Source organism: Serratia rubidaea (assembly GCF_016026735.1).
GTDB lineage: Bacteria > Pseudomonadota > Gammaproteobacteria > Enterobacterales > Enterobacteriaceae > Serratia_B > Serratia_B rubidaea.
This window is the reverse complement of record NZ_CP065640.1, coordinates 4,392,081-4,412,927: the sequence shown is the minus strand read 5'-3', so window position 1 is coordinate 4,412,927 and position 20,847 is coordinate 4,392,081. Positions and strand designations below refer to the sequence as shown.

Genomic DNA, 20,847 nt, shown 5'->3' with positions numbered 1-20,847 from the left:
ATGGATTTCTCAATTGTTATGCCAATTTATAACAGCGCAGGATTTTTACCGAAGACGCTCTCCCGCATTTTTGCCGCCTGCCGGGGATTCGACTATCAGGTGATTCTGGTGGACGACGGCTCGGAGGCGATTGACATCGCCCAGGTGCGGCAAATCGCCAGCGCCCACAGCCAGGTGATGCTGCATGAGAAGAAGCAAAAGAGCAATGCGTCGGTATCGCGCAATCTGGGGGTACGGCTGGCGGAGGCGGAGGTGGTGTTTTTTCTCGACGCTGACGATTACTTCACCACCAACTATCTTATCCGCCGCCTGAAGCACCATGAAGACGTCAGCATCGACATTATTTTCGGCAATTACGCTGAGGTAAGCGGTCTGTCGGTGCGCGACTACACCTTTCAGTATCAGAGCGGCAGCGCCGGGGAGGATTTCCTGTTCCTGGAGATGGGTGACATCCGCTCTTCCACCATCAGCATGCGTAAAAAAAGCGACCGGCGCTTTTTGTTTCCCGAATTTCTGGCGAAGCATCAGGACTGGGGATTTCTGGTTAATGCCACCAATTTGGGCGCACAGGTCGCACACGATGTCGGCGGCGGCGTATATCTGGACGTTGGCCGCACCAGCCGGATGAGCGCGCGGTTGAATCTGGAGGCCAGCGATCTGTTTATCGACGCTTTCCTGCACGCCAGCGAGCGGCATATCAGCGGCTTTGCCTGCAAACATTTGCTGGCGTCCCTTTATAGCGAAAACCAGCAGGCGTTCAACTATTACTCCTCACGCATTCTGCAGCATTCGCTGAGCGGTAAATTCAAATTGATCAAGCTGTACGGCGACTGTCTGACGCGGCTGGGAGTGTTCCCGTTGGGTGGCCGCCTGCTGCGCCATGTTCGTAACGGTTTTTGGAGGTGAGATGACGCCGCGCAATGTTGCCATTGTGATTGAAAACATCGCCGGGAAAGGCGGCACCGAACGCGTCGCCAGCGGATTGGCCAATGCGCTGGCCGACGACAGCGGCGCGCAGGTAACGCTGTTTTCCCTCGGCGGTGAACCGGCCTTTTTTCCGCTGACGCCGGCGGTGACGCTGCGCCTGCTGGACGACCGCGCGCCGTTTTGGCCGTGGCGCCTGGCCTGGACGCTGCGCAGGGAACGTTACGACGCCATCATTATCGTCTCGATGGGGCGGCTGTCGGTGGTGATGACGCCCTATCTGCGTTTGCTGTGCCCCGATGGCCGGCTACTGCTCAGTGAACACGTCAGTTTTCAGCAGTATCCATGGCCGATGCGCTGGCTGAAGCTGCTGGTATATGCCCTGGCCGACCGGGTGATTTTGCTGACGCAGCAGGATCGCGCGCGGATAAGCCGCTGGATCCGGCCGGAAAAATGCCTGGTGATAGAAAACGTTTCGCCGTTTGCATCGCAGCCGCTCGACGGCAGCCAGCGGCGTAATGTCGCGCTGGCGATTGGCCGACTTACCGAACAGAAGGGATTTGATCGGCTGATCGACGCCTGGCGACAGATCGCCCGGCTGGCGCCGTCGTGGCAATTGTTGATCGTCGGCGACGGTCCGGCGCGGCCGGCGCTGCAACTGCAGATAGCGCAGGCCGGGCTGGAGCATCAGGTTACTTTGCTGCCGGCGACGCAGGACGTGGCGAGCTATTACCGCCAGGCCAGCGTGTACCTGATGACGTCGCGTTATGAAGGGCTGCCGATGGTGCTGATCGAGGCGTTGAGCTTCGGCCTGCCGCTGGTGGCTTACGACTGTCCGACCGGACCGGCGGAGCTGATAACGTCCGGCGTTAACGGTTACCTGGTGCCGGACGGCGATCGCCCGCAGTTTTGCGAGCGGGTGATGGCGCTGATTATGGATCACGCGCTGCGGCAGCGCTTTGCGCAGGCTTCCTGGCAGCAGGCGCAGCGCTTTACGCCGGCGCGCATTTACCCTGAGTGGCAACGGATTATCACGTGAGGAATATATGGAAAAAGTATCAGTCATTATGCCGGCCTATAACGCGGCGGCCTCCATCAAGGCGTCGATTCTGGGCGTGCTCAACCAGAGTTTCAATGATTTTCAGCTGTACGTGATTGATGACGCCTCCAGCGATGAGACGGCGGAGATCGTGGCGTCGATGAAGCACGATCGCGTGACCTATGTCCGCAACCCGCGCAATCTGGGCGTGGCAGCCACGCGCAACATCGGTATCGAGATGGCGCGCGGTGACTATCTGGCGTTTTGCGACAGTGATGACGTCTGGCTGAGCAATAAGCTGGCGCGCCAGGTGGAAATTTTGCAGTCCGGCCGTTATGACGTGGTGTGTTCGCATTACTACACCTTCGAACAGGACCTGCATCAGGTGAAGAACTATCGCGGCGCGGCGGAGATTATCGACTATGCGGCGATGCTTCGCAGCAACCGCATCGGCAATCTGACCGGTATCTATAATCAGCGGCGCACCGGCAAGGTGTATCAGCAAGCGGTCGGCCACGAAGATTACCTGATGTGGCTGGCGGTGCTGGAGCGGGCGTACAACGGTCTGGCGTACTGCGTACCGGAGCCGCTGGCGTTTTACCGGCTTTCCAACCACTCCCTGTCCGGCAACAAACTGCAGGCGGCGGACTGGCAGTGGAAGATTTACCGCCAGTATCTGGGGCTGTCATACCAGAAATCCTGCTATCTGTTCTTTGCCTATCTGCTGAACGCGGCGATGAAACGCCAGTGAGCGGCCTGATGCCGGCGATCGCCGCCGCCGCGCTGCTGCACGCTATGCCGCCGCAGGATTGCGCGCCGAATCTGTTGCACAACCCCGGTTTTGAACAGGGGCAGCAGGGCTGGCGCGGCGCAGGCGCCGGGCCGGATAGCGTGGCGCACGGCGGCGCGGCCAGTCTGCGTTATCACAATCCGGATGACGCCCGCTACCGCACCTTCAGTCAGACCATCGCGGCGCAGCCCGGCCAGACGATCGCGTTCGGCGCCTGGCTGAAAGGGCGCGGGCTGCAGGGGCCGCCGCAGGATCGCGGCGCCAGCGTGTATATCCAGAGTTTTGATGCGCAGGGGCGCTTTCTGGAGGGCCGTTACCCGGCGGGGATCGTCGGCGACAGCGACTGGCGACCAATCTCGGCCCGGTACCGCGTCCCGCAGCGGGCGGCGCGGGTGACGCTGGGGTTATACCTGCGGCGCGGCACCACCGGCACGGCGTGGTTTGACGACGTTTACGCCTGTGCGCTGCCGCCCCAGGCGACTCTCTATCCGGCAAACGGCCGCACGCTGATTGAAACGCCGCAGCCGCAGTGGGTGACGGTCAGCAGCGTGCTGCTCGACCGGCAGCGCAAGGTGATCGACCAGACGAAGCGGCGGCGCTATATCGCCGATCGTCAGTGGCTGACCTATACGCCGCCGCCGCTGCCGCCGGGGGAATACCGTCTGCGGCAGCAGGTGACCGAGGCGGCGACCGGACGGCGGCGCAGCAGTGAAATTGCGCTGGATATCGGCCAGCCGACGCCGGCGGTGACGATTGACGGGCAGGGCTTTACCCGTCGCCACGGCGAGCGGCTGTTTCCGCTGGGGATATACTCCACCCGCGACGGCGATGACGATTTGGCGCGCATCGCCGCCGCCGGTTTCAACAGCGTGCTCAATTATCGCTATGGTCTTGGCAAGGACGCCGACGGTTTTTTCCGCCGCAGCCGGCGTCACGGGCTGCAGGTGATTTACGCCATCAAAGATCTGTATGCCGGCAGCCGTTTTGCGCCGGCGACGCGCGGCAGCTATGCGGCACTGGCCGCTACTCAGATTAACCGGCTGAAAAATCAGCCTAATTTATTGGCCTGGTATATCAACGATGAGCTGGGGCTGGAGTTTTTGCCGCAGATTGCCGCCAGGCACCAGCAGGTGCAGCGGCTTGACCGTCACCATCCGACGTTTCAGGTGCTGAACAAAACTGCCGCGCTGGACGACTATTACAACAGCACGGATATTTTGGCGACCGATCCCTATCCGGTCGGTTCGGAGCCGCATCTGCGCCGCACCCTGCATGATACGTTGCAGACCGTGCGCGCAGCGCGCGGGGTGAAGGGCGCCTGGATGGTGATTCAGATTATGGATCACGCCGCTTACGACAGCCGCCGTCAGGCGCGGGCGCCGACGGAAGATGAAGTCCGCGCCCAGGCCTGGCTGGCGCTGATCGGCGGCGCGCGCGGGCTGCTGTTTTACTCCTACAACGACCTGTTTTATCAGCAGCAGCGCGGACGTTTTGAACGCGCCGCGTTTGCAGCACAGTGGCGCGGCATTGCGCGCGTCGCGCGGCAGATCAGCAGTTTCAGCCCCTATCTGCTTACCGGTGACGGTGTAACGTTACAGCTCGAAGGCCCCGCGGCGGCGCGGATCTTTGTGCGCGGCGACAGCGCGCTGCTGCTGGCCGCCAATCCCGAGGCGCGCACGGTGACGCTGCGCCTGACGCTGCCGGATGGCTGGCATCATCAGACAGAGCGCACGCTGACGATGTCGTTGCCGCCGTTTGGCGCCATCCACCTGCCGTTGCAGCGTTAACGTCGCGCAGAGGTACCCCCAAATAGCCGGCAGCAGCGCGCACTTTGTGCATTGGGGCCGGCGATTTTAATTTCTGTTTTTAAATCAACAACAAACATCTTTTCCTGTGCTTATCCGAAAGGGGTACTGGCGTGCATGCGCGCGTTTTTCGCATGGCGTTGCGTTGATTTCAATCAATTTGCCGCCGCCGCTGCATCAGTAGCCTTGGCCGCAGAGTGAGCAGTGACCTACGTCGCGACGACCCTAGACCCGAACCGCCGGCGCAGCCGCCGGGCAGTAAGGGAAAATAACGATAAGAGCCTTCAGGAGAACTCCGGATGAGCAAGTTTTTAGACCGGTTCCGCTATTTTAAGCAGCTGGCGGAACCGTTTTCTGGCGAACACGGCCAGACGCTTAACAGCAACCGAGACTGGGAAGACGGCTACCGCAGCCGTTGGCAGCACGACAAAATCGTGCGTTCGACCCATGGTGTTAACTGCACCGGTTCGTGCAGCTGGAAGATCTACGTGAAAAATGGCCTGGTGACCTGGGAAACCCAGCAAACCGATTACCCGCGCACCCGCCCCGATCTGCCGAACCATGAACCGCGCGGCTGCCCGCGCGGCGCCAGCTACTCCTGGTATCTCTACAGCGCCAACCGCCTGAAGTATCCGCTGATGCGTAAACGCCTGCTGAAGCTGTGGCGTGAAGCCAAGGCGCAGCACAGCGATCCGGTTGAGGCCTGGGGCGCTATCGTCAGCGATCCGGACAAGGCCAAGAGCTATAAAATCGCCCGCGGGCGCGGCGGTTTTGTGCGTTCCAGCTGGCAGGAGGTGAATGAGCTGATCGCCGCCTCCAACGTCTACACCGCAAAAACCTTCGGCCCGGACCGCATTATCGGCTTCTCGCCGATTCCGGCAATGTCGATGGTGTCTTACGCCTCCGGCGCGCGTTATCTGTCGCTGATCGGCGGCACCTGCCTGAGCTTCTACGACTGGTATTGCGACCTGCCGCCGGCGTCGCCGATGACCTGGGGCGAGCAGACCGACGTGCCGGAATCCGCCGACTGGTACAACTCCTCCTACATTATCGCCTGGGGCTCCAACGTACCGCAGACCCGCACGCCGGACGCCCACTTCTTTACCGAGGTGCGCTACAAGGGCACCAAAACCGTGGCGGTGACGCCGGACTACGCCGAAGTGGCCAAACTCTGCGACCAGTGGCTGAATCCGAAGCAGGGCACCGACAGCGCGATGGCGCTGGCGATGGGCCATGTGATGTTGAAGGAGTTCCATCTGGATCGTCAGGTCGGCTACTTCCGCGATTACGTGCGCCGCTATACCGATATGCCGATGCTGGTGCTGCTGGAGCCGCGCGCCGAGGGCTATTACGCCGCCGGCCGGATGCTGCGCGCCAGCGATCTGGTGGACGCGCTGGGGCAGGACAACAATCCGGAATGGAAAACCGTTGCGCTGGATGAGAAAAGCGGCCAACTGGTGGCGCCGCAGGGCTCGATTGGCTTCCGCTGGGGTGAGCAGGGCAAATGGAACCTGGAGCAGCGCGCCGGCCAGGGGCAGCAGGAGGTTGAGCTGCAGCTGAGTCTGCTGGGTTCGCACGATGAGGTGGCCGAGGTCGGCTTCCCGTATTTCGGCGGCGCGGAAAGCGAACACTTCAGCAGCGTAGCGCTGGAGCAGGTGTTGCGCCATCAGCTGCCGGTTAAGCGGCTGCAGCTGGCGGACGGCAGCGAAGCGCTGGTGGCCAGCGTTTACGATCTGACGTTGGCCAACTACGGCCTCGATCGCGGGCTGGACGACGCCAACTGCGCCGTCGACTACGACGACGTCAAGGCCTATTCGCCGGCCTGGGCGGAGCAGATTACCGGCGTTTCCCGCCAGCATATCATCCGTATTGCGCGCGAATTTGCCGACAACGCCGAGAAAACCCACGGCCGTTCCATGATTATCGTCGGCGCCGGGATGAACCACTGGTACCACATGGATATGAACTACCGCGGCCTGATCAATATGCTGATCTTCTGCGGCTGCGTCGGCCAGAGCGGCGGCGGCTGGGCGCACTACGTCGGCCAGGAAAAGCTGCGTCCGCAAACCGGCTGGCAGCCGCTGGCGTTCGGCCTTGACTGGCAGCGCCCGCCGCGCCAGATGAACGGCACCTCATTCTTCTACAACCACTCCAGCCAGTGGCGTTATGAAACCGTCGGTACCGAGGAGCTGCTGTCGCCGCTGGCGGAAAAATCCCGCTTCAGCGGCAGCCTGATCGACCTTAACGTGCGTGCTGAACGTATGGGCTGGCTGCCGTCCGCACCGCAGCTCAATACCAACCCGCTGCATATCGCCGCACAGGCGGCCGCGGCCGGGCAGTCGCCGCTGGATTACACCGTGGACAGCCTGAAACAGGGGGCGCTGCGCTTTGCCGCGGAACAGCCGGACAATCCGCAGAACTTCCCGCGCAACCTGTTCGTCTGGCGCTCCAACCTGCTGGGCTCCTCCGGCAAAGGCCATGAGTATCTGCTCAAGTACCTGCTGGGAACGGAAAACGGCATTCAGGGGAGCGATCTGGGGCAGCAGGGCGGCGTTAAACCGCAGGAAGTGGAGTGGCAGGATCGTGGCGGCGAAGGCAAGCTGGATCTAGTGGTGACGCTCGATTTCCGCATGTCCAGCACCTGTCTCTATTCCGATATCGTACTGCCGACCGCCACCTGGTATGAGAAGGACGATATGAATACTTCGGATATGCATCCGTTTATTCATCCGCTGTCGGCGGCGGTCGATCCGGCCTGGGAGTCGAAAAGCGACTGGGAAATTTACAAGGGCATCGCCAAGGCCTTTTCCGAGGTGTGCGTCGGCCATCTGGGCCAGGAAACCGACGTAGTGACGCTGCCGATCCAGCATGACTCCGCCGCTGAGCTGGCGCAGCCGCTGGGCGTGCAGGACTGGAAAAAGGGCGAATGCGATCTGATCCCGGGGAAAACCGCGCCGCATATTATGCTCGTCGAGCGCGACTACCCGGCCACCTATGAGCGCTTTACCTCGCTGGGGCCGCTGCTGGATAAGCTGGGCAACGGCGGTAAGGGCATCAGCTGGAACACCCAGAATGAGGTCGATTTCCTCAAACAGCTGAACTACGTCAAGGCCGACGGCCCGGCCGCCGGCCGGCCGAAGATCGACAGCGCGATCGACGCGGCGGAAGTGATTTTGTCGCTGGCGCCGGAAACCAACGGCCAGGTGGCGGTAAAAGCCTGGCAGGCGCTCAGCAACGTCACCGGCCGCGATCACACCCATCTGGCGTTGAACAAGGAAGATGAAAAAATCCGCTTCCGCGATATTCAGGCCCAGCCGCGCAAGATCATCTCCAGCCCGACCTGGTCCGGCCTGGAAGATGAGCACGTGTCCTACAACGCCTGCTACACCAACGTACATGAGCTGATCCCGTGGCGCACCCTCAGCGGCCGCCAGCAGCTGTATCAGGATCACGAGTGGATGCGCGCCTTTGGCGAGAGCCTGCTGGTGTACCGTCCGCCGATCGATACCCGTGCCGCGCAGCCGCTGCTGAACCGACAGCCGAACGGCAACCGGGAGAAGGCGCTCAACTTCCTGACGCCGCACCAGAAATGGGGCATCCACTCGACCTACAGCGACAACCTGCTGATGCTGACGCTGTCGCGCGGCGGGCCGATCGTCTGGATGAGCGAAGAGGACGCCACCGAGCTGGGCATTGCCGATAACGACTGGATTGAGGCGTTCAACGCCAACGGCGCGCTGACCGCCCGCGCGGTGGTCAGCCAGCGCATTCCGGCCGGCATGACCATGATGTACCACGCCCAGGAGCGCATCGTGAATATTCCGGGCTCGGAAATCACCAGCCAGCGCGGCGGCATCCATAACTCGGTCACCCGCGTCTGCCCGAAACCGACGCACATGATCGGCGGCTATGCGCAGCTGAGCTATGGCTTCAACTATTACGGCACCGTCGGCTCCAACCGCGATGAGTTTGTGGTGGTGCGCAAAATGAACCGTATCGACTGGTTGGACGGCGAAGGTAACGACGACACCCAGGGCAGCCAGCAGGAGAAAGCCAAATGAAAATTCGTTCGCAAGTCGGCATGGTGCTGAATCTGGACAAATGCATCGGTTGCCATACCTGTTCGGTCACCTGTAAGAACGTCTGGACCAGCCGCGAAGGCGTGGAGTACGCCTGGTTCAACAACGTGGAAAGCAAACCGGGCGTCGGCTATCCGCACGCCTGGGAAGATCAGGAGAAATGGCAGGGCGGCTGGATCCGCAAAATCAACGGTAAGCCGGAGCCGCGCATGGGCAACCGCGTCGGCGTGCTGTCGAAAATCTTCGCCAACCCGCACGTGCCGGCGCTGGATGATTACTACGAACCGTTTGATTACGACTATCAGCATCTGCATACCGCGCCGCAGGGCAAACAGCAGCCGATCGCCCGGCCGCGCTCGCTGATTACCGGCCAACGTATGAAGAAAATCGAAAACGGCCCGAACTGGGAAGAGATCCTCGGCGGCGAGTTTGCAAAGCGTTCGCAGGATCAGAACTTCGCCAATATGCAAAAGGCGATGTACGGCCAGTTTGAGAACACCTTCATGATGTATCTGCCGCGCCTGTGCGAGCACTGCCTGAACCCGGCGTGCGTGGCGACCTGTCCGAGCGGCGCCATTTACAAACGCGGCGAAGACGGCATTGTGCTGATCGACCAGGACAAGTGCCGCGGCTGGCGCATGTGCCTGACCGGCTGCCCGTACAAGAAAATCTACTTTAACTGGAAGAGCGGCAAATCGGAGAAGTGCATTTTCTGCTATCCGCGCATCGAGGCCGGCCAGCCGACCGTCTGCTCGGAAACCTGCGTCGGACGTATTCGCTACCTCGGCGTGCTGCTGTATGACGCCGACCGCATCGAACAGGCGGCGTCGACGGAAAACGCGCAGGATCTGTATCAGAGCCAGCTGGACATCTTCCTGGATCCGCACGATCCGGCGGTGATTGCCCAGGCGCTGGCGGACGGCGTGCCGCAGAGCGTGATCGACGCCGCGCAGCAGTCGCCGGTGTACAAAATGGCGATGGACTGGAAGCTGGCGCTGCCGCTGCACCCGGAATACCGCACCTTGCCGATGGTGTGGTACGTGCCGCCGCTGTCGCCGATTCAGTCGGCGGCGGATGCCGGCGAGCTGGCGCACAACGGCGTGCTGCCGGACGTCGACAGCCTGCGCATCCCGGTGCAGTACCTGGCGAACCTGCTGACCGCCGGCGATACCGCGCCGGTGCTGTTGGCGCTGAAACGCATGCTGGCGATGCGCCACTACAAGCGCGCCGAAAGCGTGGACGGCGTGACGGACACCCGCGCGCTGGAAGAGGTCGGCCTGAGCGAGGCGCAGGCGCAGGAGATGTACCGCTATCTGGCAATCGCCAACTACGAGGACCGCTTTGTGGTGCCGTCCAGCCACCGTGAGCTGGCGCGCGAGGCGTTCCCGGAAAGTAAGGGCTGCGGTTTCAGTTTTGGCGACGGCTGCCACGGCAGCGACGGCAAGTTCAACCTGTTCAACAGCCGCCGCATCGACGCGATTGACGTGACGCAGAAAACCGCGCGTCAGGAGGATGCCTCATGATGACGTTACGGATTATCGCCCGCCTGTTGGACTACCCGGACCAGGCGCTGTGGGAGCATCAGGATGAGCTGCTGGCGGCGCTGGAGCCGGCCTGCGAGCTGGATCTGCACTACAGCGCGTTGCTGATGCAGTTTATCCGCGATCTGTGCGCCCGCCCGCTGCTGGACGCGCAGGCCGATTACTGCGAACGGTTTGACCGCGGACGCGCCACTTCGCTGCTGCTGTTTGAACATGTGCATGGCGAATCGCGCGATCGCGGGCAGGCGATGGTCGACCTGATGGCGCAATACCGCGCCGACGGGCTGCAGATTGACAGCCGCGAGCTGCCGGACTTCCTGCCGCTGTATCTGGAGTATCTCGCCAGCCGCAGCGATGAAGCGGCGTGCGAAGGGCTGCAGGACATCGCGCCGATCCTGGCGCTGCTGGGGGCGCGCTTACACCAGCGCGGCTGCGCATACGGCGTGCTGTTTGACATCTTGCTGGCGCTGTCCGGCAGCGATATTCAGGCGCAGGCGCTGAAGCAGCAGGTGGCCGCAGAGGCGCGCGACGATACGCCGCAGGCGCTGGATGCGGTATGGGAAGAGGAACAGATTAAGTTTCTCGGTGAACCGCAGGGCTGCGCCTCCGCGCAGCAGACCGCGCATCAGCGGCGTTTTGCCGGCGCGGTGGCGCCGCAGTACCTGGACCTGTCGGATGCGTTAACCGGAACCAAAGGACGCTAATCATGCAATTTCTGAATCAGTTTTTCTTCGATATCTATCCGTATCTGGCGGGGACGATTTTTCTGGTCGGCAGCTGGCTGCGTTACGATTACGGCCAGTACAGCTGGCGCGCCGGCTCCAGCCAGATGCTGGATAAAAAGGGCATGCGGCTGGCTTCCAACCTGTTCCATATCGGCATTCTGGGGATCTTCTTTGGTCACCTGTTCGGCATGCTGACGCCGCACTGGATGTATCAGGCGTTTTTACCGATCGACGTGAAGCAGAAGCTGGCGATGATCGCCGGCGGTATCTGCGGGCTGATGACGTTGGCGGGCGGGGCGCTGCTGCTCAAACGTCGTCTGACCAATCCGCGGGTGCGGGCGACCAGCAGCGTTGCCGATATCCTGATCCTGACGCTGTTGGTGGTGCAGGTGTGTCTGGGCCTGCTGACCATTCCGTTCTCCGCCCAGCATATGGACGGCAGCGAAATGATGAAGCTGGTGGGCTGGGCGCAGGCGGTGGTCACCTTCCAGGGCGGCGCGTCACAGCATCTTGACGGCGTGGCGCTGATTTTCAGGCTGCATATGGTGCTGGGGATGACGCTGTTCGTGCTGTTCCCGTTCTGCCGCCTGGTGCATATCTGGAGCGCGCCGGTGGAGTACCTGACCCGCCGCTATCAGCTGGTGCGTAACCGTCGTTAATCCTGCTCTCCGCGCCGGCTGATGGTTCGCCGGCGCGGATTTACAGTTCCTTCCTCGTCGCCTCCCGATGATTTTCCGCGGAAAACCTGCCGCATCTGCGACGCGTTACGCAGTTCACTAATTGAACAGTAACGCCAATGGCGCTACAGTCTCTCCACCTTAACTCAGGCCACAGGAGGTGGAACATGCGTCGCTTGCCCTTACTGGTATCCAATGAAATTGACGACAGTTTAAACGCTATGGCCGCCCGCCATGGATTAGCCAAAACGGAGGTGATTGTGAAAGCCTTTTCATTACTGGCGCTGGCCGATCACCACTGGATAAGACAGGACGGCACCACGCTTGCCGTGGTGCGCGACACCGAAGGCGGCGAACTGGAGGTGATCGGCAAGGTGCAGGGGTTGTTTTAATGGGGGCTCCACGGCGGGAGAAGCTGGTGGACGTCGGCGCGCTGTACCTCGACGCGACGGCGACGTTTGACGAAATGGAGCGTTTGCGTCTGGCCAGACAGGTGCTGAGCGGTCTGTTTGTGATTAGCGTCGGCGTCTTTGCCGCCCACGCCTACTGGGGTGACAATCAGCCGCTGCGGCAGGTGTTTGAACTGCTGAAAATCGGCGCGCTGCCGCTGGTGACGCTGGTGGTGTCGTTTTATTTTCCGAACGGCGCCGCCGGCCGGTAAGGCGGGCGGCGCAGGCGGTCAGTTGACCTTCAGTGCGATTTCATCCCCGCCGCGGTCATCAGCATGCGGAAGATCGTCGCCACCACAAACAGCCCCAGTACGCTGGCGCTCCAGATAATCACCAGCCAGCCGACGCGTTTCCACCAAGGGGCGGCGTCTTTCTGTTTCATCGTCGCCTCCTTCATCAGTGGTAGCCCTGTTCATGGCTCACCTTGCCGCGGAACACGTAGTAGCTCCAGAAGGTGTAGACCAGAATAATCGGGATGATGAACAGCGCGCCCACCAGCATAAAGCCCTGGCTCTGCATCGGCGACGCCGCTTCCCACAGGCTGATGGACGGCGGGATCAGCAGCGGCCAGATGCTGATGCCCAGCCCGCTCAGGCCGAGGAACACCAGCAGCAGCGTCAGCAGAAACGGCGAGTAGTGCGCGTCGTTATGCACCCCGCGCCAGATGCCCCAGGCGCTCAGCAGCACCAGAACCGGCACCGGCAGCAGCCAGAACAGGTTCGGCAGGCTGAACCAGCGGTCGGCGATTTCCGGGTGCGCCATCGGCGTCCAGATGCTGACCAGCGCCAGAATCACCAGCAGAATCACCAGCAGCGGCGTCGCCAGACGGTACATGCGCGCCTGCAGTTCGCCGGCGGTTCTCATCACCAGCCAGGTGCAGCCGAGCAGGGCGTAGGCGACCACCAGCCCCAGGCCGCAGAACAGCGCGAACGGCGTCAGCCAGTCGAGCGGGCCGCCGGCATAGGCGCGGTTCTCCACCGGGAAACCGTTCAGAATGGCGCCGACCACGATGCCCTGACAGAACGTGGCGAGCAGCGAGCCGCCGATAAAGGCTTTATCCCAGATATGGCGCTTGTCGGCGGTGGCCTTGAAGCGGAACTCAAACGCCACGCCGCGGAAAATCAGGCCGATCAGCATCAGCGTCAGCGGAATGGCCAGCGCGTCGAGGATCACCGAATACGCCAGCGGGAAGGCGCCGAACAGCCCGGCGCCCCCCAGCACCAGCCAGGTTTCGTTGCCGTCCCAGACCGGCGCGACGGTGTTCATCATCACGTCGCGGTCGCCGCTGTCCTTGACCCACGGAAACAGGATGCCGATGCCCAGATCGAAACCGTCCATCACCACGTACATCATGGTGCTGAACACGATAATCAAAAACCAGATAAGCGGAAGATCGATACCCATGTTCAACTCCTGTCGTCCAGATGCTCTTTGACCGCGGACAGCGGACGTGCCGGCCGGCCTTCGGTGTCGTCCGGCTGCTGGCCTTCATGCGGCTGCGGCCCTTTGCGGATCAGCCGCATCATATAGGCGTAACCGACGCCGAACACCGAGCAGTACACCACGATAAACGCCAGCAGGCTGATGCTCATATGCAGTTCACCGTGGGCGGAAACCGCGTCTTTGGTGCGCAGCAGGCCATAGACCACCCACGGCTGACGGCCGATCTCGGTGGTGAACCAGCCCGCCAGCAGGGCGATTAACCCCGACGGCCCCATCCACAGCACGAAGTAGAGGAAGGGTTTGGAGTGATACAGGCCGCCGCGCCAGCGCAGCCACAGGCTCCAGACGCCGGCCAGAATCATCAGCAGGCCCATGGCGACCATCACGCGGAAGCTCCAGAATACGATGGTGGAATTGGGGCGGTCTTCCGGCGGGAAGGACTTCAGCGCCGGGATCTGCTCCGTCAGGCTATGGGTGAGGATCAGGCTGCCGAGATAGGGCACCTCCAGACTAAAGCGCGTCTCTTCTCGCTCCATATCCGGCCAGCCGAACAGGATCAACGGCGTGGCCTCACCGGCGACGTTTTCCCAGTGTCCCTCAATCGCGGCGATTTTGGCCGGCTGATGTTTGAGGGTATTCAGACCGTGGGCATCGCCGATAAATGCCTGAATCGGGGCGACGATCAGCGCCATCCACATCGCCATCGACAGCATGGTGCGCATCGCCGGCGTATCGCGGCCGCGCAGCAGGTGCCAGGCGGCGGAGGCGCCGACGAAGAAGGCGGAGGCCAGGAAGGCCGCGGTGGACATATGCAGCAGCCGGTAAGGGAACGACGGGTTAAAAATCACCTTCAGCCACTCTACCGGCACCACCTGGCCGTTGATGATTTCATGACCCTGCGGGGTCTGCATCCAACTGTTCGACGCCAGGATCCAGAAAGTGGAAATCAGCGTGCCCAGCGCCACCATACAGGTGGCGAAGAAGTGCAGGCCGGGGCCGACGCGGTTCCAGCCGAACAGCATCACCCCCAGAAAGCCGGCCTCCAGGAAGAAGGCGGTCAGCACTTCATAGGTCAGCAGCGGTCCGGTGATATTGCCGGCAAATTCGGAGAAAAAGCTCCAGTTGGTGCCGAACTGATAGGCCATCACCAGGCCGGAAACCACTCCCATGCCAAAGTTGACGGCAAAGATTTTCGACCAGAAATGGTAGAGCTGCCGATAGGTGTCATCCTGTGTCTTCAGCCATAAACCTTCCAGCACCGCCAGATAGCTGGCGAGCCCGATTGTGATTGCAGGAAATAAGATATGGAAGGATACGGTGAAGGCGAACTGTATTCTGGCAAGCTCCAGTGCATCAAGACCCAGCATAGCGCCCCCTAGGGTTGTACATAATGTGACCTCTTCAGTATAGACGTATTTTTTTCAATGACCTCCCGGCGAAAAGTGCGCGGAGACGGCCGTCTGGCGGCGGGGAAATCGTCCGTGAAGCGCGGCAGGAGAGCAGAGAAAACTTGGCGGTCAGTTAAACACGGAGTACAGTGACTATAATAGTGACAGTTATTTTACTTTTACCTATAACAGTTTGTTTTGGCCTATTTATGACACGATATGAACAATTGGCGCAGCAAATCCGTGAGCAGATCCAGAACCGGGTGTGGCGCGCCGGCGATAAATTGCCCTCGCTGCGGGAGAGCGGCCGGCGCGCCGGACTCAGCCTGATGACGGTGGTGCAGTCATATCAACTGCTGGAGAGCCAGGGGTGGATCGTGGCGCGGCCACAGTCCGGCTATTACGTGGCCGCCCGGCCGCAGCCGCTGCCGCAGGCGACGCACGGTGAAAAGCTGCTGCTGAGCGAGCAGGTGGATATCAACGCCTTTATTTTTGACGTGCTGCAGGCCTGCAAGGATCCGCAGATTGTGCCGTTCGGCTCGGCGTTTCCGGACGCGACGCTGTTTACCCAGCCGAAGCTGGCGCGGGCGCTCAGCAGCGTGGCGCGCAAGTTTACCCCGCACAGCTCGCTGGTTAACCTGCCGCCGGGCAATGACGCGCTGCGGCGCAACATCGCGCAGCGCTATGCGTTAAGCGGCATGCAGGTGGCGCCGGATGAAATCGTCATTACCGCCGGGGCGATGGAGTCGCTTAGCCTCAGCCTGCAGGCGGTCACGCAGCCCGGCGACTATGTGGCCATTGAGTCACCGGCTTTTTACGGCGCGCTGCAGGCGCTGGAACGGCTGCGGCTGAAAGCGGTGGCCATCCCCACCCACCCGCAGCACGGGATGGAGCTGGAGCCGCTGGAACAGGCGCTGACGCAGTACCCGATCAAGGCCTGCTGGCTGATGACGCATTTCCAGAACCCGCAGGGCGCCAGCATGCCGGAGGCCAATAAGCAGCGGTTGGTGGCGTTGCTGCGGGAAAGGCAGATTGCGTTGATTGAAGATGATGTTTACGGCGAACTCTATTTCGGCGCCGAGCGGCCGCTGCCGGCCAAGGCGCTGGACACGGACGGCCTGGTGCTGCACTGCTCGTCCTTTTCCAAATGTTTGGCGCCGGGCTTTCGCGTGGGCTGGGTGGCGGCGGGCCGGCATGCCGCGCAGATCCAGCGTTTGCAGCTGATGAGCACCGTATCCGCCAGCGTACCGATGCAGATGGCGATTGCCGATTACCTGCTGCACGGCGGTTACGATACCCATCTGCGGCGTTTACGCCGCCAGCTGGCGCAGCGGCAGAGCGCGATGCGTCAGGCGATTGCGCATTACTTTCCCCCGACCGTCAGCGTCAGCCAGCCGGACGGCGGCTATTTTCTATGGCTGGAGCTGCCTCCGGGCCTGTCGGCGATGGCGCTGTATCAGCGCGCGCTGGCGCAGGGCATCAGTATTGCTCCCGGGCGCATGTTTACCACCGGCGACCATTTCAACCACTGTTTCCGTCTTAACGCCTCGTTTGAGTGGAGCGAACGGCTGGAGGCGGCAGTCTGCACCCTCGGTGAGCTGATCCGCCAGCTGACGCCGCAATCCTAGTCTTTTCTCCCGTTTCGCTGGGGCAAAATAGGGCATGTGCACCGTTATGGCGCACGGTTGGGCGGCCGACGTCAGTCAGGCCGCTTATTTTTTGCGAGCGCGATCAGAAAAAACAAAACTTTTTGCGAATGAATAGTATTTCGTTGCCCGTGGCGTTTTCAGGCTGCATTTTTACATTTATGCAGTATAAATGCATAAAATATGCATATGTATGCATTATAAGCCGTTGTTTTAACGAAAAAAAATGAGAAATGCCTCCCAAATCCGCTGTTGGCACAATAACTGCTCTACACTCTTTATCAAACGGCATGTATTTTAACTGTCCGTTAACATTAATGGCCCGTTGTCGGCCGAGCTACGCGACAGATATAGTAAAAAATCGCCTTTATGTAACAGATTTGTGTCTAAAACGCCGCTGAAGAAGAGCATTATCATCGTCAGGCGCCACCAGATTCCGCGCGATTTTTTATCTTGTTGTAACGCTTTACCGTACAGAAACGGCCTTTCGGCTCAAAACTCTGTTTTTCGCTTACGTCATGAGGTCACTATGGAACAGCCAATCGCAGTTACCCGCCAGTCTTTCGATGACTGGATGATCCCGGTTTATGCGCCCGCCGATTTTATCCTGGTGCGCGGTGAAGGCTCCCGCGTCTGGGACCAGCAGGGTAAAGAGTATATCGACTTTGCCGGCGGCATTGCGGTGAATGCGTTGGGCCATGCGCATCCGGTGGTGAAGGCCGCGCTGGTGGAGCAGGCCGGCAAACTGTGGCATCTGGGCAACGGCTATACCAACGAGCCGGTGCTGCGTCTGGCGAAGATGCTGATTGACGCCACCTTCGCCGACAAGGTCTTTTTCTGTAACTCCGGCGCGGAGGCCAACGAAGCGGCGCTGAAACTGGCGCGTAAATATGCGCTGGATAACTTCGGCGCCGAGAAGAACCAGATCGTGGCGTTCAACAATGCGTTCCACGGCCGTACGCTGTTTACCGTTTCCGCCGGCGGCCAGCCGAAGTATTCCCAGGACTTTGCGCCGCTGCCAGGCGGCATTACCCATACGGCGTATAACGATCTGGCTGCGGCGGCGGAAGTGATTAACGACCGCACCTGCGCAGTGATTGTCGAGCCGATTCAGGGCGAGGGCGGCGTACTGCCGGCCGACGGCGAATTCCTGCAGGGGCTGCGCGAGCTGTGCGATCGTCACAACGCGCTGCTGATTTTTGATGAGGTGCAAACCGGTATGGGCCGCACCGGCGATCTGTACGCTTACATGCAGTACGGCGTGGTGCCGGACGTGCTGACCACCGCCAAAGCGCTGGGCGGCGGCTTCCCGATTGGCGCGATGCTGACCACTGACGCGCTGGCGAAAACTCTGGGCGTCGGTACGCACGGCACCACTTACGGCGGCAACCCGCTGGCGACGGCGGTCGCCGGCGCGGTGTTCTCGCAGATCAATACGCCGGAAGTGCTGAGCGGGGTGAAACAGCGCCACCTGTGGTTTATCGAAGAGCTGAATAAGATTAATCAGCAGTACCCGATTTTCGCTGAGATCCGCGGCGGCGGTCTGCTGATTGGCTGCGTGCTGAAGCCGGACTATGCCGGCAAAGCCAAGCAAATTACCCAGTATGCCAATGAAGAGGGGGTGATCGCGCTGATCGCCGGGCCGAACGTGGTGCGTTTCACACCGTCGCTGGTGATCCCGGAAGCGGACGTACGCGAAGGACTGGCGCGCTTTGCGCGAGCGGTAGCACGTATTTGCAGCTAATTTCTCGGCGGCGTCGGCAGCGGCGCCGCCGAATGACTTAGAGGTTCGCATTATGATGATTATTCGCCCCATTGAGCGTCGTGATTTGTCAGATCTGCTGACGCTGGCCGGTAAATCCGGTATTGGCCTCACTTCTTTGCCGCAAAATGAAGACACCTTGTCGGCACGCATTGAGCGGGCGTTAAAAACCTGGCAGGGCGAACTTCCCCCCGGTGAACAGTGCTATCTGTTTGTGCTGGAAGACAGCGAGCGCCAGCAGGTGGTGGGCGTCAGCGCCATAGAGGTGGCGGTCGGCCTGACCGAGCCGTGGTACAGTTTCCGGGTCGGCTCGCAGGTGCATGCTTCCAAGCCGCTGGGCGTTTACAAAACGGTGCCGACGCTGTTTCTCAGCAACGACCACACCGGCCACTCCGAACTCTGTACGCTGTTCCTTGACCCGGATTATCGTCACGGCGAGAACGGCAAATTATTATCTAAAGTGCGCTTCTTGTTTATCGCCGCCTTCCGTGAGCGCTTCGCGCGCAAGCTGATTGCCGAAATGCGCGGTTTCTCCGATGAAAACGGCCGTTCGCCATTTTGGGAAAACGTCGGCAACCACTTCTTTTCTATTGAGTTCGCCGAGGCGGACTACCTGAGCGGCACCGGTCAGAAAGCGTTTATCGCCGAACTGATGCCGAAGCACCCGCTGTACGTCGACTTCCTGTCGCAGGATGCGCAGCAGGTGATTGGTGAAGTTCATCCGCACACCGTGCCGGCGCGCCGCCTGCTGGAGGCCGAAGGCCTGCGCTATCAGGGCTATGTCGATATTTTCGACGGCGGCCCGACGCTGGAGGCGGAAATCGACGAGATCCGCGCGGTGAAACACAGCCGGCTGGTGAAAGTGGTGCTGGATGAGACGCCGATGCGCGACGATGCGCCACTGCTGCTGGTGGCCAACGAAAACTATCAACACTACCGCGCGCTGCTGATGGCGGCAGATGTGTACGACGACCGTCTGCATATGAGCGCCGCCACCGCCGCGGCGCTTGGCGTGGAGCAGGGCAGCCCGGTGCGCGTGGTGGCCCTTTTTACACAGGAGAGAGTTTAATGTCACATGCGGCACTGTTAATTAATGGCGTCTGGCGCGCGGGGCACGGCGCGACGTTCAGTAAAACCGATCCGGTCGACAATCAAATGCTGTGGCAAGCCGAGGCCGCCGATGCCGGCGACGTGGAGGCCGCATGCGAAGCGGCGCGCAGCGCGTTTCCCGCCTGGGCGCGCACGCCGTTTGCCGAGCGAGAGCAGCTGGTGAAGCGCTTTGCCGCGCTGCTGGAAGAGCATAAAGCGCAGCTGGCGGAAACCATCAGCCGTGAAACCGGTAAACCGCGCTGGGAAACGCTGACCGAAGTGCAGGCGATGATCGGCAAGGTCGCCATTTCCCTGCAGGCCTATCAGGCCCGCAGCGGCGAGAGCCGCAGCGAAATGGCCGACGGCGCGGCGACGCTGCGCCACCGTCCGCACGGCGTGCTGGCGGTGTTCGGCCCTTACAATTTCCCGGGGCACCTGCCGAACGGCCATATTGTGCCGGCGCTGCTGGCGGGCAACAGCGTGGTGTTCAAACCCAGCGAGCTGACGCCGCTAACGGCGGAGGTGACGCTGCGGCTGTGGCAGCAGGCCGGGCTGCCGGACGGGGTGATCAACCTGGTGCAGGGCGGGCGTGAGACCGGTGAAGCGCTGGCGGCCAACCCGCAGATCGACGGCCTGCTGTTTACCGGCAGCGCCGGCACCGGCTATCAGCTGCATCGCCAGCTGGCAGGGCAGCCGGAGAAGATTCTGGCGCTGGAGATGGGCGGTAACAATGCGCTGATCGTCGAGGAGATCGATAATTGTGATGCGGCGGTCAATCTGGCGATTCAGTCGGCGTTTATCTCCGCCGGCCAGCGCTGCACCTGCGCACGGCGTATTCTGGTCAAGCGCGGCGCGCAGGGCGACGCTTTTATCGAACGTCTGGTGCAGGTGGCGGCCACGCTGCGCATCGGCCGCTGGGACGCTGAGCCGCAGCCGTTTATGGGCGGGGTGATCTCGTCGCCGGCGGCGGAAAAAATGCTGGCGGCGCAGGATTACCTGCTGTCGCTGGGCGGTCGGGCGCTGCTGACCATGCAGCGGCTGGAAAGCGGCAGCGCGCTGCTCAGCCCGGGGATTATCGAGGTCAGCGAGGTGGCGGCGCTGCCGGACGAGGAATATTTCGGGCCGTTGACCACCATTATCCGCTACGACGATTTCGACCAGGCGCTGCGCATCGCCAACCAGACGCGCTATGGCCTGTCGGTGGGGCTGATCTCGCCGCGGCGCGCCCAGTTTGAGCAACTGCTGCTGGAGGCGCGCGCCGGCATCGTCAACTGGAACAAACCGTTGACCGGCGCATCCAGCGCGGCGCCGTTCGGCGGCGTCGGCGCATCGGGCAACCATCGTCCCAGCGCCTACTATGCGGCGGACTACTGCGCCTGGCCGATGGCGTCGCTGGAAAGCGAAACGCTGCAGCTGCCGGCCAGTTTGTCCCCTGGCGTGTCCTTTAATTAATCGCAGAGGGGCCGGTCGGCGATCGGTCCCGGGAGAGC

The 20,847-nt window shown here is 61.5% G+C and carries 17 protein-coding genes; 14 read left to right on the top strand and 3 right to left on the bottom strand.

From position 1 onward, the window contains the following. The 10 genes from I6G83_RS20815 to I6G83_RS20770 all read left to right on the top strand — a co-directional run bounded on the left by I6G83_RS20815 (window position 1) and on the right by I6G83_RS20770 (window position 12,241). On the top strand, window positions 1-906 hold the full coding sequence (locus I6G83_RS20815) for a glycosyltransferase family 2 protein (protein ID WP_054307663.1): 906 nt from the start codon (window positions 1-3) through the stop codon (window positions 904-906). Window position 907: 1 nt separating this feature from the next. After that, window positions 908-1,963: a glycosyltransferase family 4 protein gene (locus tag I6G83_RS20810; RefSeq protein ID WP_054307664.1), complete on the top strand. Its 1,056-nt coding sequence runs from the start codon at window positions 908-910 to the stop codon at window positions 1,961-1,963. Between the two features lie 7 nt (window positions 1,964-1,970). Continuing rightward, window positions 1,971-2,714, top strand: a complete 744-nt coding sequence (locus I6G83_RS20805) for a glycosyltransferase family 2 protein (protein ID WP_054307665.1) — start codon at window positions 1,971-1,973, stop codon at window positions 2,712-2,714. Further along, window positions 2,711-4,540 (top strand): carbohydrate-binding protein CenC, encoded by a 1,830-nt coding sequence (locus I6G83_RS20800; protein ID WP_232238931.1) that lies wholly within the window; start codon window positions 2,711-2,713, stop codon window positions 4,538-4,540. The genes I6G83_RS20805 and I6G83_RS20800 overlap by 4 nt, the downstream gene beginning before the upstream one ends. A gap of 317 nt (window positions 4,541-4,857) precedes the next feature. Further along, a complete protein-coding gene (locus tag I6G83_RS20795) occupies window positions 4,858-8,619 on the top strand; it encodes a nitrate reductase subunit alpha (protein WP_062778898.1) in 3,762 nt (1,253 codons plus the stop codon). Continuing rightward, window positions 8,616-10,160, top strand: coding sequence for a nitrate reductase subunit beta (gene narH / locus I6G83_RS20790; protein ID WP_062778901.1), 1,545 nt, complete (start codon window positions 8,616-8,618; stop codon window positions 10,158-10,160). Before I6G83_RS20795 ends, narH begins: the two co-directional genes overlap by 4 nt. Further along, a complete protein-coding gene (gene narJ / locus I6G83_RS20785; RefSeq protein ID WP_054307526.1) occupies window positions 10,157-10,882 on the top strand; it encodes a nitrate reductase molybdenum cofactor assembly chaperone in 726 nt (241 codons plus the stop codon). Before narH ends, narJ begins: the two co-directional genes overlap by 4 nt. A 2-nt stretch (window positions 10,883-10,884) precedes the next feature. Then, entirely contained in the window at window positions 10,885-11,562 is a 678-nt protein-coding gene (narI, locus tag I6G83_RS20780; protein ID WP_062778904.1) for a respiratory nitrate reductase subunit gamma, read from the top strand. A gap of 185 nt (window positions 11,563-11,747) precedes the next feature. Beyond that, window positions 11,748-11,972 carry a hypothetical protein gene (locus tag I6G83_RS20775; protein ID WP_015672756.1) on the top strand — a complete coding sequence of 75 codons (225 nt, stop codon included), beginning with the start codon at window positions 11,748-11,750 and terminating at the stop codon, window positions 11,970-11,972. Continuing rightward, the gene (locus I6G83_RS20770; protein ID WP_054307360.1) at window positions 11,972-12,241 is read left to right on the top strand and encodes a hypothetical protein; all 270 of its coding nucleotides are present in this window, start codon (window positions 11,972-11,974) and stop codon (window positions 12,239-12,241) included. Before I6G83_RS20775 ends, I6G83_RS20770 begins: the two co-directional genes overlap by 1 nt. A gap of 29 nt (window positions 12,242-12,270) precedes the next feature. Here I6G83_RS20770 and I6G83_RS20765 read toward each other — a convergent pair whose 3' ends face one another. The 3 genes from I6G83_RS20765 to I6G83_RS20755 are packed head-to-tail and all read right to left on the bottom strand — an operon-like array spanning window position 12,271 to window position 14,839. Beyond that, window positions 12,271-12,426, bottom strand: a complete 156-nt coding sequence (locus I6G83_RS20765; protein ID WP_015672754.1) for a DUF2474 domain-containing protein — start codon at window positions 12,424-12,426, stop codon at window positions 12,271-12,273. Further along, entirely contained in the window at window positions 12,426-13,433 is a 1,008-nt protein-coding gene (cydB, locus tag I6G83_RS20760; RefSeq protein WP_054307361.1) for a cytochrome d ubiquinol oxidase subunit II, read from the bottom strand. Before cydB ends, I6G83_RS20765 begins: the two co-directional genes overlap by 1 nt. Window positions 13,434-13,435: 2 nt before the next feature. Beyond that, entirely contained in the window at window positions 13,436-14,839 is a 1,404-nt protein-coding gene (locus I6G83_RS20755; RefSeq protein WP_015672752.1) for a cytochrome ubiquinol oxidase subunit I, read from the bottom strand. A gap of 230 nt (window positions 14,840-15,069) precedes the next feature. Here I6G83_RS20755 and I6G83_RS20750 point away from each other — a divergent pair, with 230 nt between their 5' ends. The 4 genes from I6G83_RS20750 (at window position 15,070) to astD (ending at window position 20,809) form a co-directional block, all read left to right on the top strand. Beyond that, complete coding sequence (locus I6G83_RS20750; RefSeq protein WP_054307274.1) at window positions 15,070-16,488, top strand: aminotransferase-like domain-containing protein; 1,419 nt, start codon at window positions 15,070-15,072, stop codon at window positions 16,486-16,488. 547 nt (window positions 16,489-17,035) lie between these two features. Next, window positions 17,036-18,250, top strand: coding sequence for an aspartate aminotransferase family protein (locus I6G83_RS20745; RefSeq protein WP_015672750.1), 1,215 nt, complete (start codon window positions 17,036-17,038; stop codon window positions 18,248-18,250). A 52-nt stretch (window positions 18,251-18,302) separates the two neighbouring features. Then, the gene (astA, locus tag I6G83_RS20740; RefSeq protein WP_015672749.1) at window positions 18,303-19,337 is read left to right on the top strand and encodes an arginine N-succinyltransferase; all 1,035 of its coding nucleotides are present in this window, start codon (window positions 18,303-18,305) and stop codon (window positions 19,335-19,337) included. Beyond that, window positions 19,337-20,809 carry a succinylglutamate-semialdehyde dehydrogenase gene (astD, locus tag I6G83_RS20735; RefSeq protein ID WP_054307273.1) on the top strand — a complete coding sequence of 491 codons (1,473 nt, stop codon included), beginning with the start codon at window positions 19,337-19,339 and terminating at the stop codon, window positions 20,807-20,809. The genes astA and astD overlap by 1 nt, the downstream gene beginning before the upstream one ends. Window positions 20,810-20,847 lie beyond the last annotated feature (38 nt).

Bases quoted from the DNA above. Each gene is read 5' to 3' on its own strand.
- I6G83_RS20815 (WP_054307663.1), top strand. From the start codon at position 1: ATGGATTTCTCAATTGTTATGCCAATTTATAACAGCGCAGGATTTTTA.
- I6G83_RS20810 (WP_054307664.1), top strand. From the start codon at position 908: ATGACGCCGCGCAATGTTGCCATTGTGATTGAAAACATCGCCGGGAAA.
- I6G83_RS20805 (WP_054307665.1), top strand. From the start codon at position 1,971: ATGGAAAAAGTATCAGTCATTATGCCGGCCTATAACGCGGCGGCCTCC.
- I6G83_RS20795 (WP_062778898.1), top strand. From the start codon at position 4,858: ATGAGCAAGTTTTTAGACCGGTTCCGCTATTTTAAGCAGCTGGCGGAA.
- narH (WP_062778901.1), top strand. From the start codon at position 8,616: ATGAAAATTCGTTCGCAAGTCGGCATGGTGCTGAATCTGGACAAATGC.
- narJ (WP_054307526.1), top strand. From the start codon at position 10,157: ATGATGACGTTACGGATTATCGCCCGCCTGTTGGACTACCCGGACCAG.
- narI (WP_062778904.1), top strand. From the start codon at position 10,885: ATGCAATTTCTGAATCAGTTTTTCTTCGATATCTATCCGTATCTGGCG.
- I6G83_RS20775 (WP_015672756.1), top strand. From the start codon at position 11,748: ATGCGTCGCTTGCCCTTACTGGTATCCAATGAAATTGACGACAGTTTA.
- I6G83_RS20770 (WP_054307360.1), top strand. From the start codon at position 11,972: ATGGGGGCTCCACGGCGGGAGAAGCTGGTGGACGTCGGCGCGCTGTAC.
- I6G83_RS20765 (WP_015672754.1), bottom strand. From the start codon at position 12,426: ATGAAGGAGGCGACGATGAAACAGAAAGACGCCGCCCCTTGGTGGAAA.
- cydB (WP_054307361.1), bottom strand. From the start codon at position 13,433: ATGGGTATCGATCTTCCGCTTATCTGGTTTTTGATTATCGTGTTCAGC.
- I6G83_RS20755 (WP_015672752.1), bottom strand. From the start codon at position 14,839: ATGCTGGGTCTTGATGCACTGGAGCTTGCCAGAATACAGTTCGCCTTC.
- I6G83_RS20750 (WP_054307274.1), top strand. From the start codon at position 15,070: ATGACACGATATGAACAATTGGCGCAGCAAATCCGTGAGCAGATCCAG.
- I6G83_RS20745 (WP_015672750.1), top strand. From the start codon at position 17,036: ATGGAACAGCCAATCGCAGTTACCCGCCAGTCTTTCGATGACTGGATG.
- astA (WP_015672749.1), top strand. From the start codon at position 18,303: ATGATGATTATTCGCCCCATTGAGCGTCGTGATTTGTCAGATCTGCTG.
- astD (WP_054307273.1), top strand. From the start codon at position 19,337: ATGTCACATGCGGCACTGTTAATTAATGGCGTCTGGCGCGCGGGGCAC.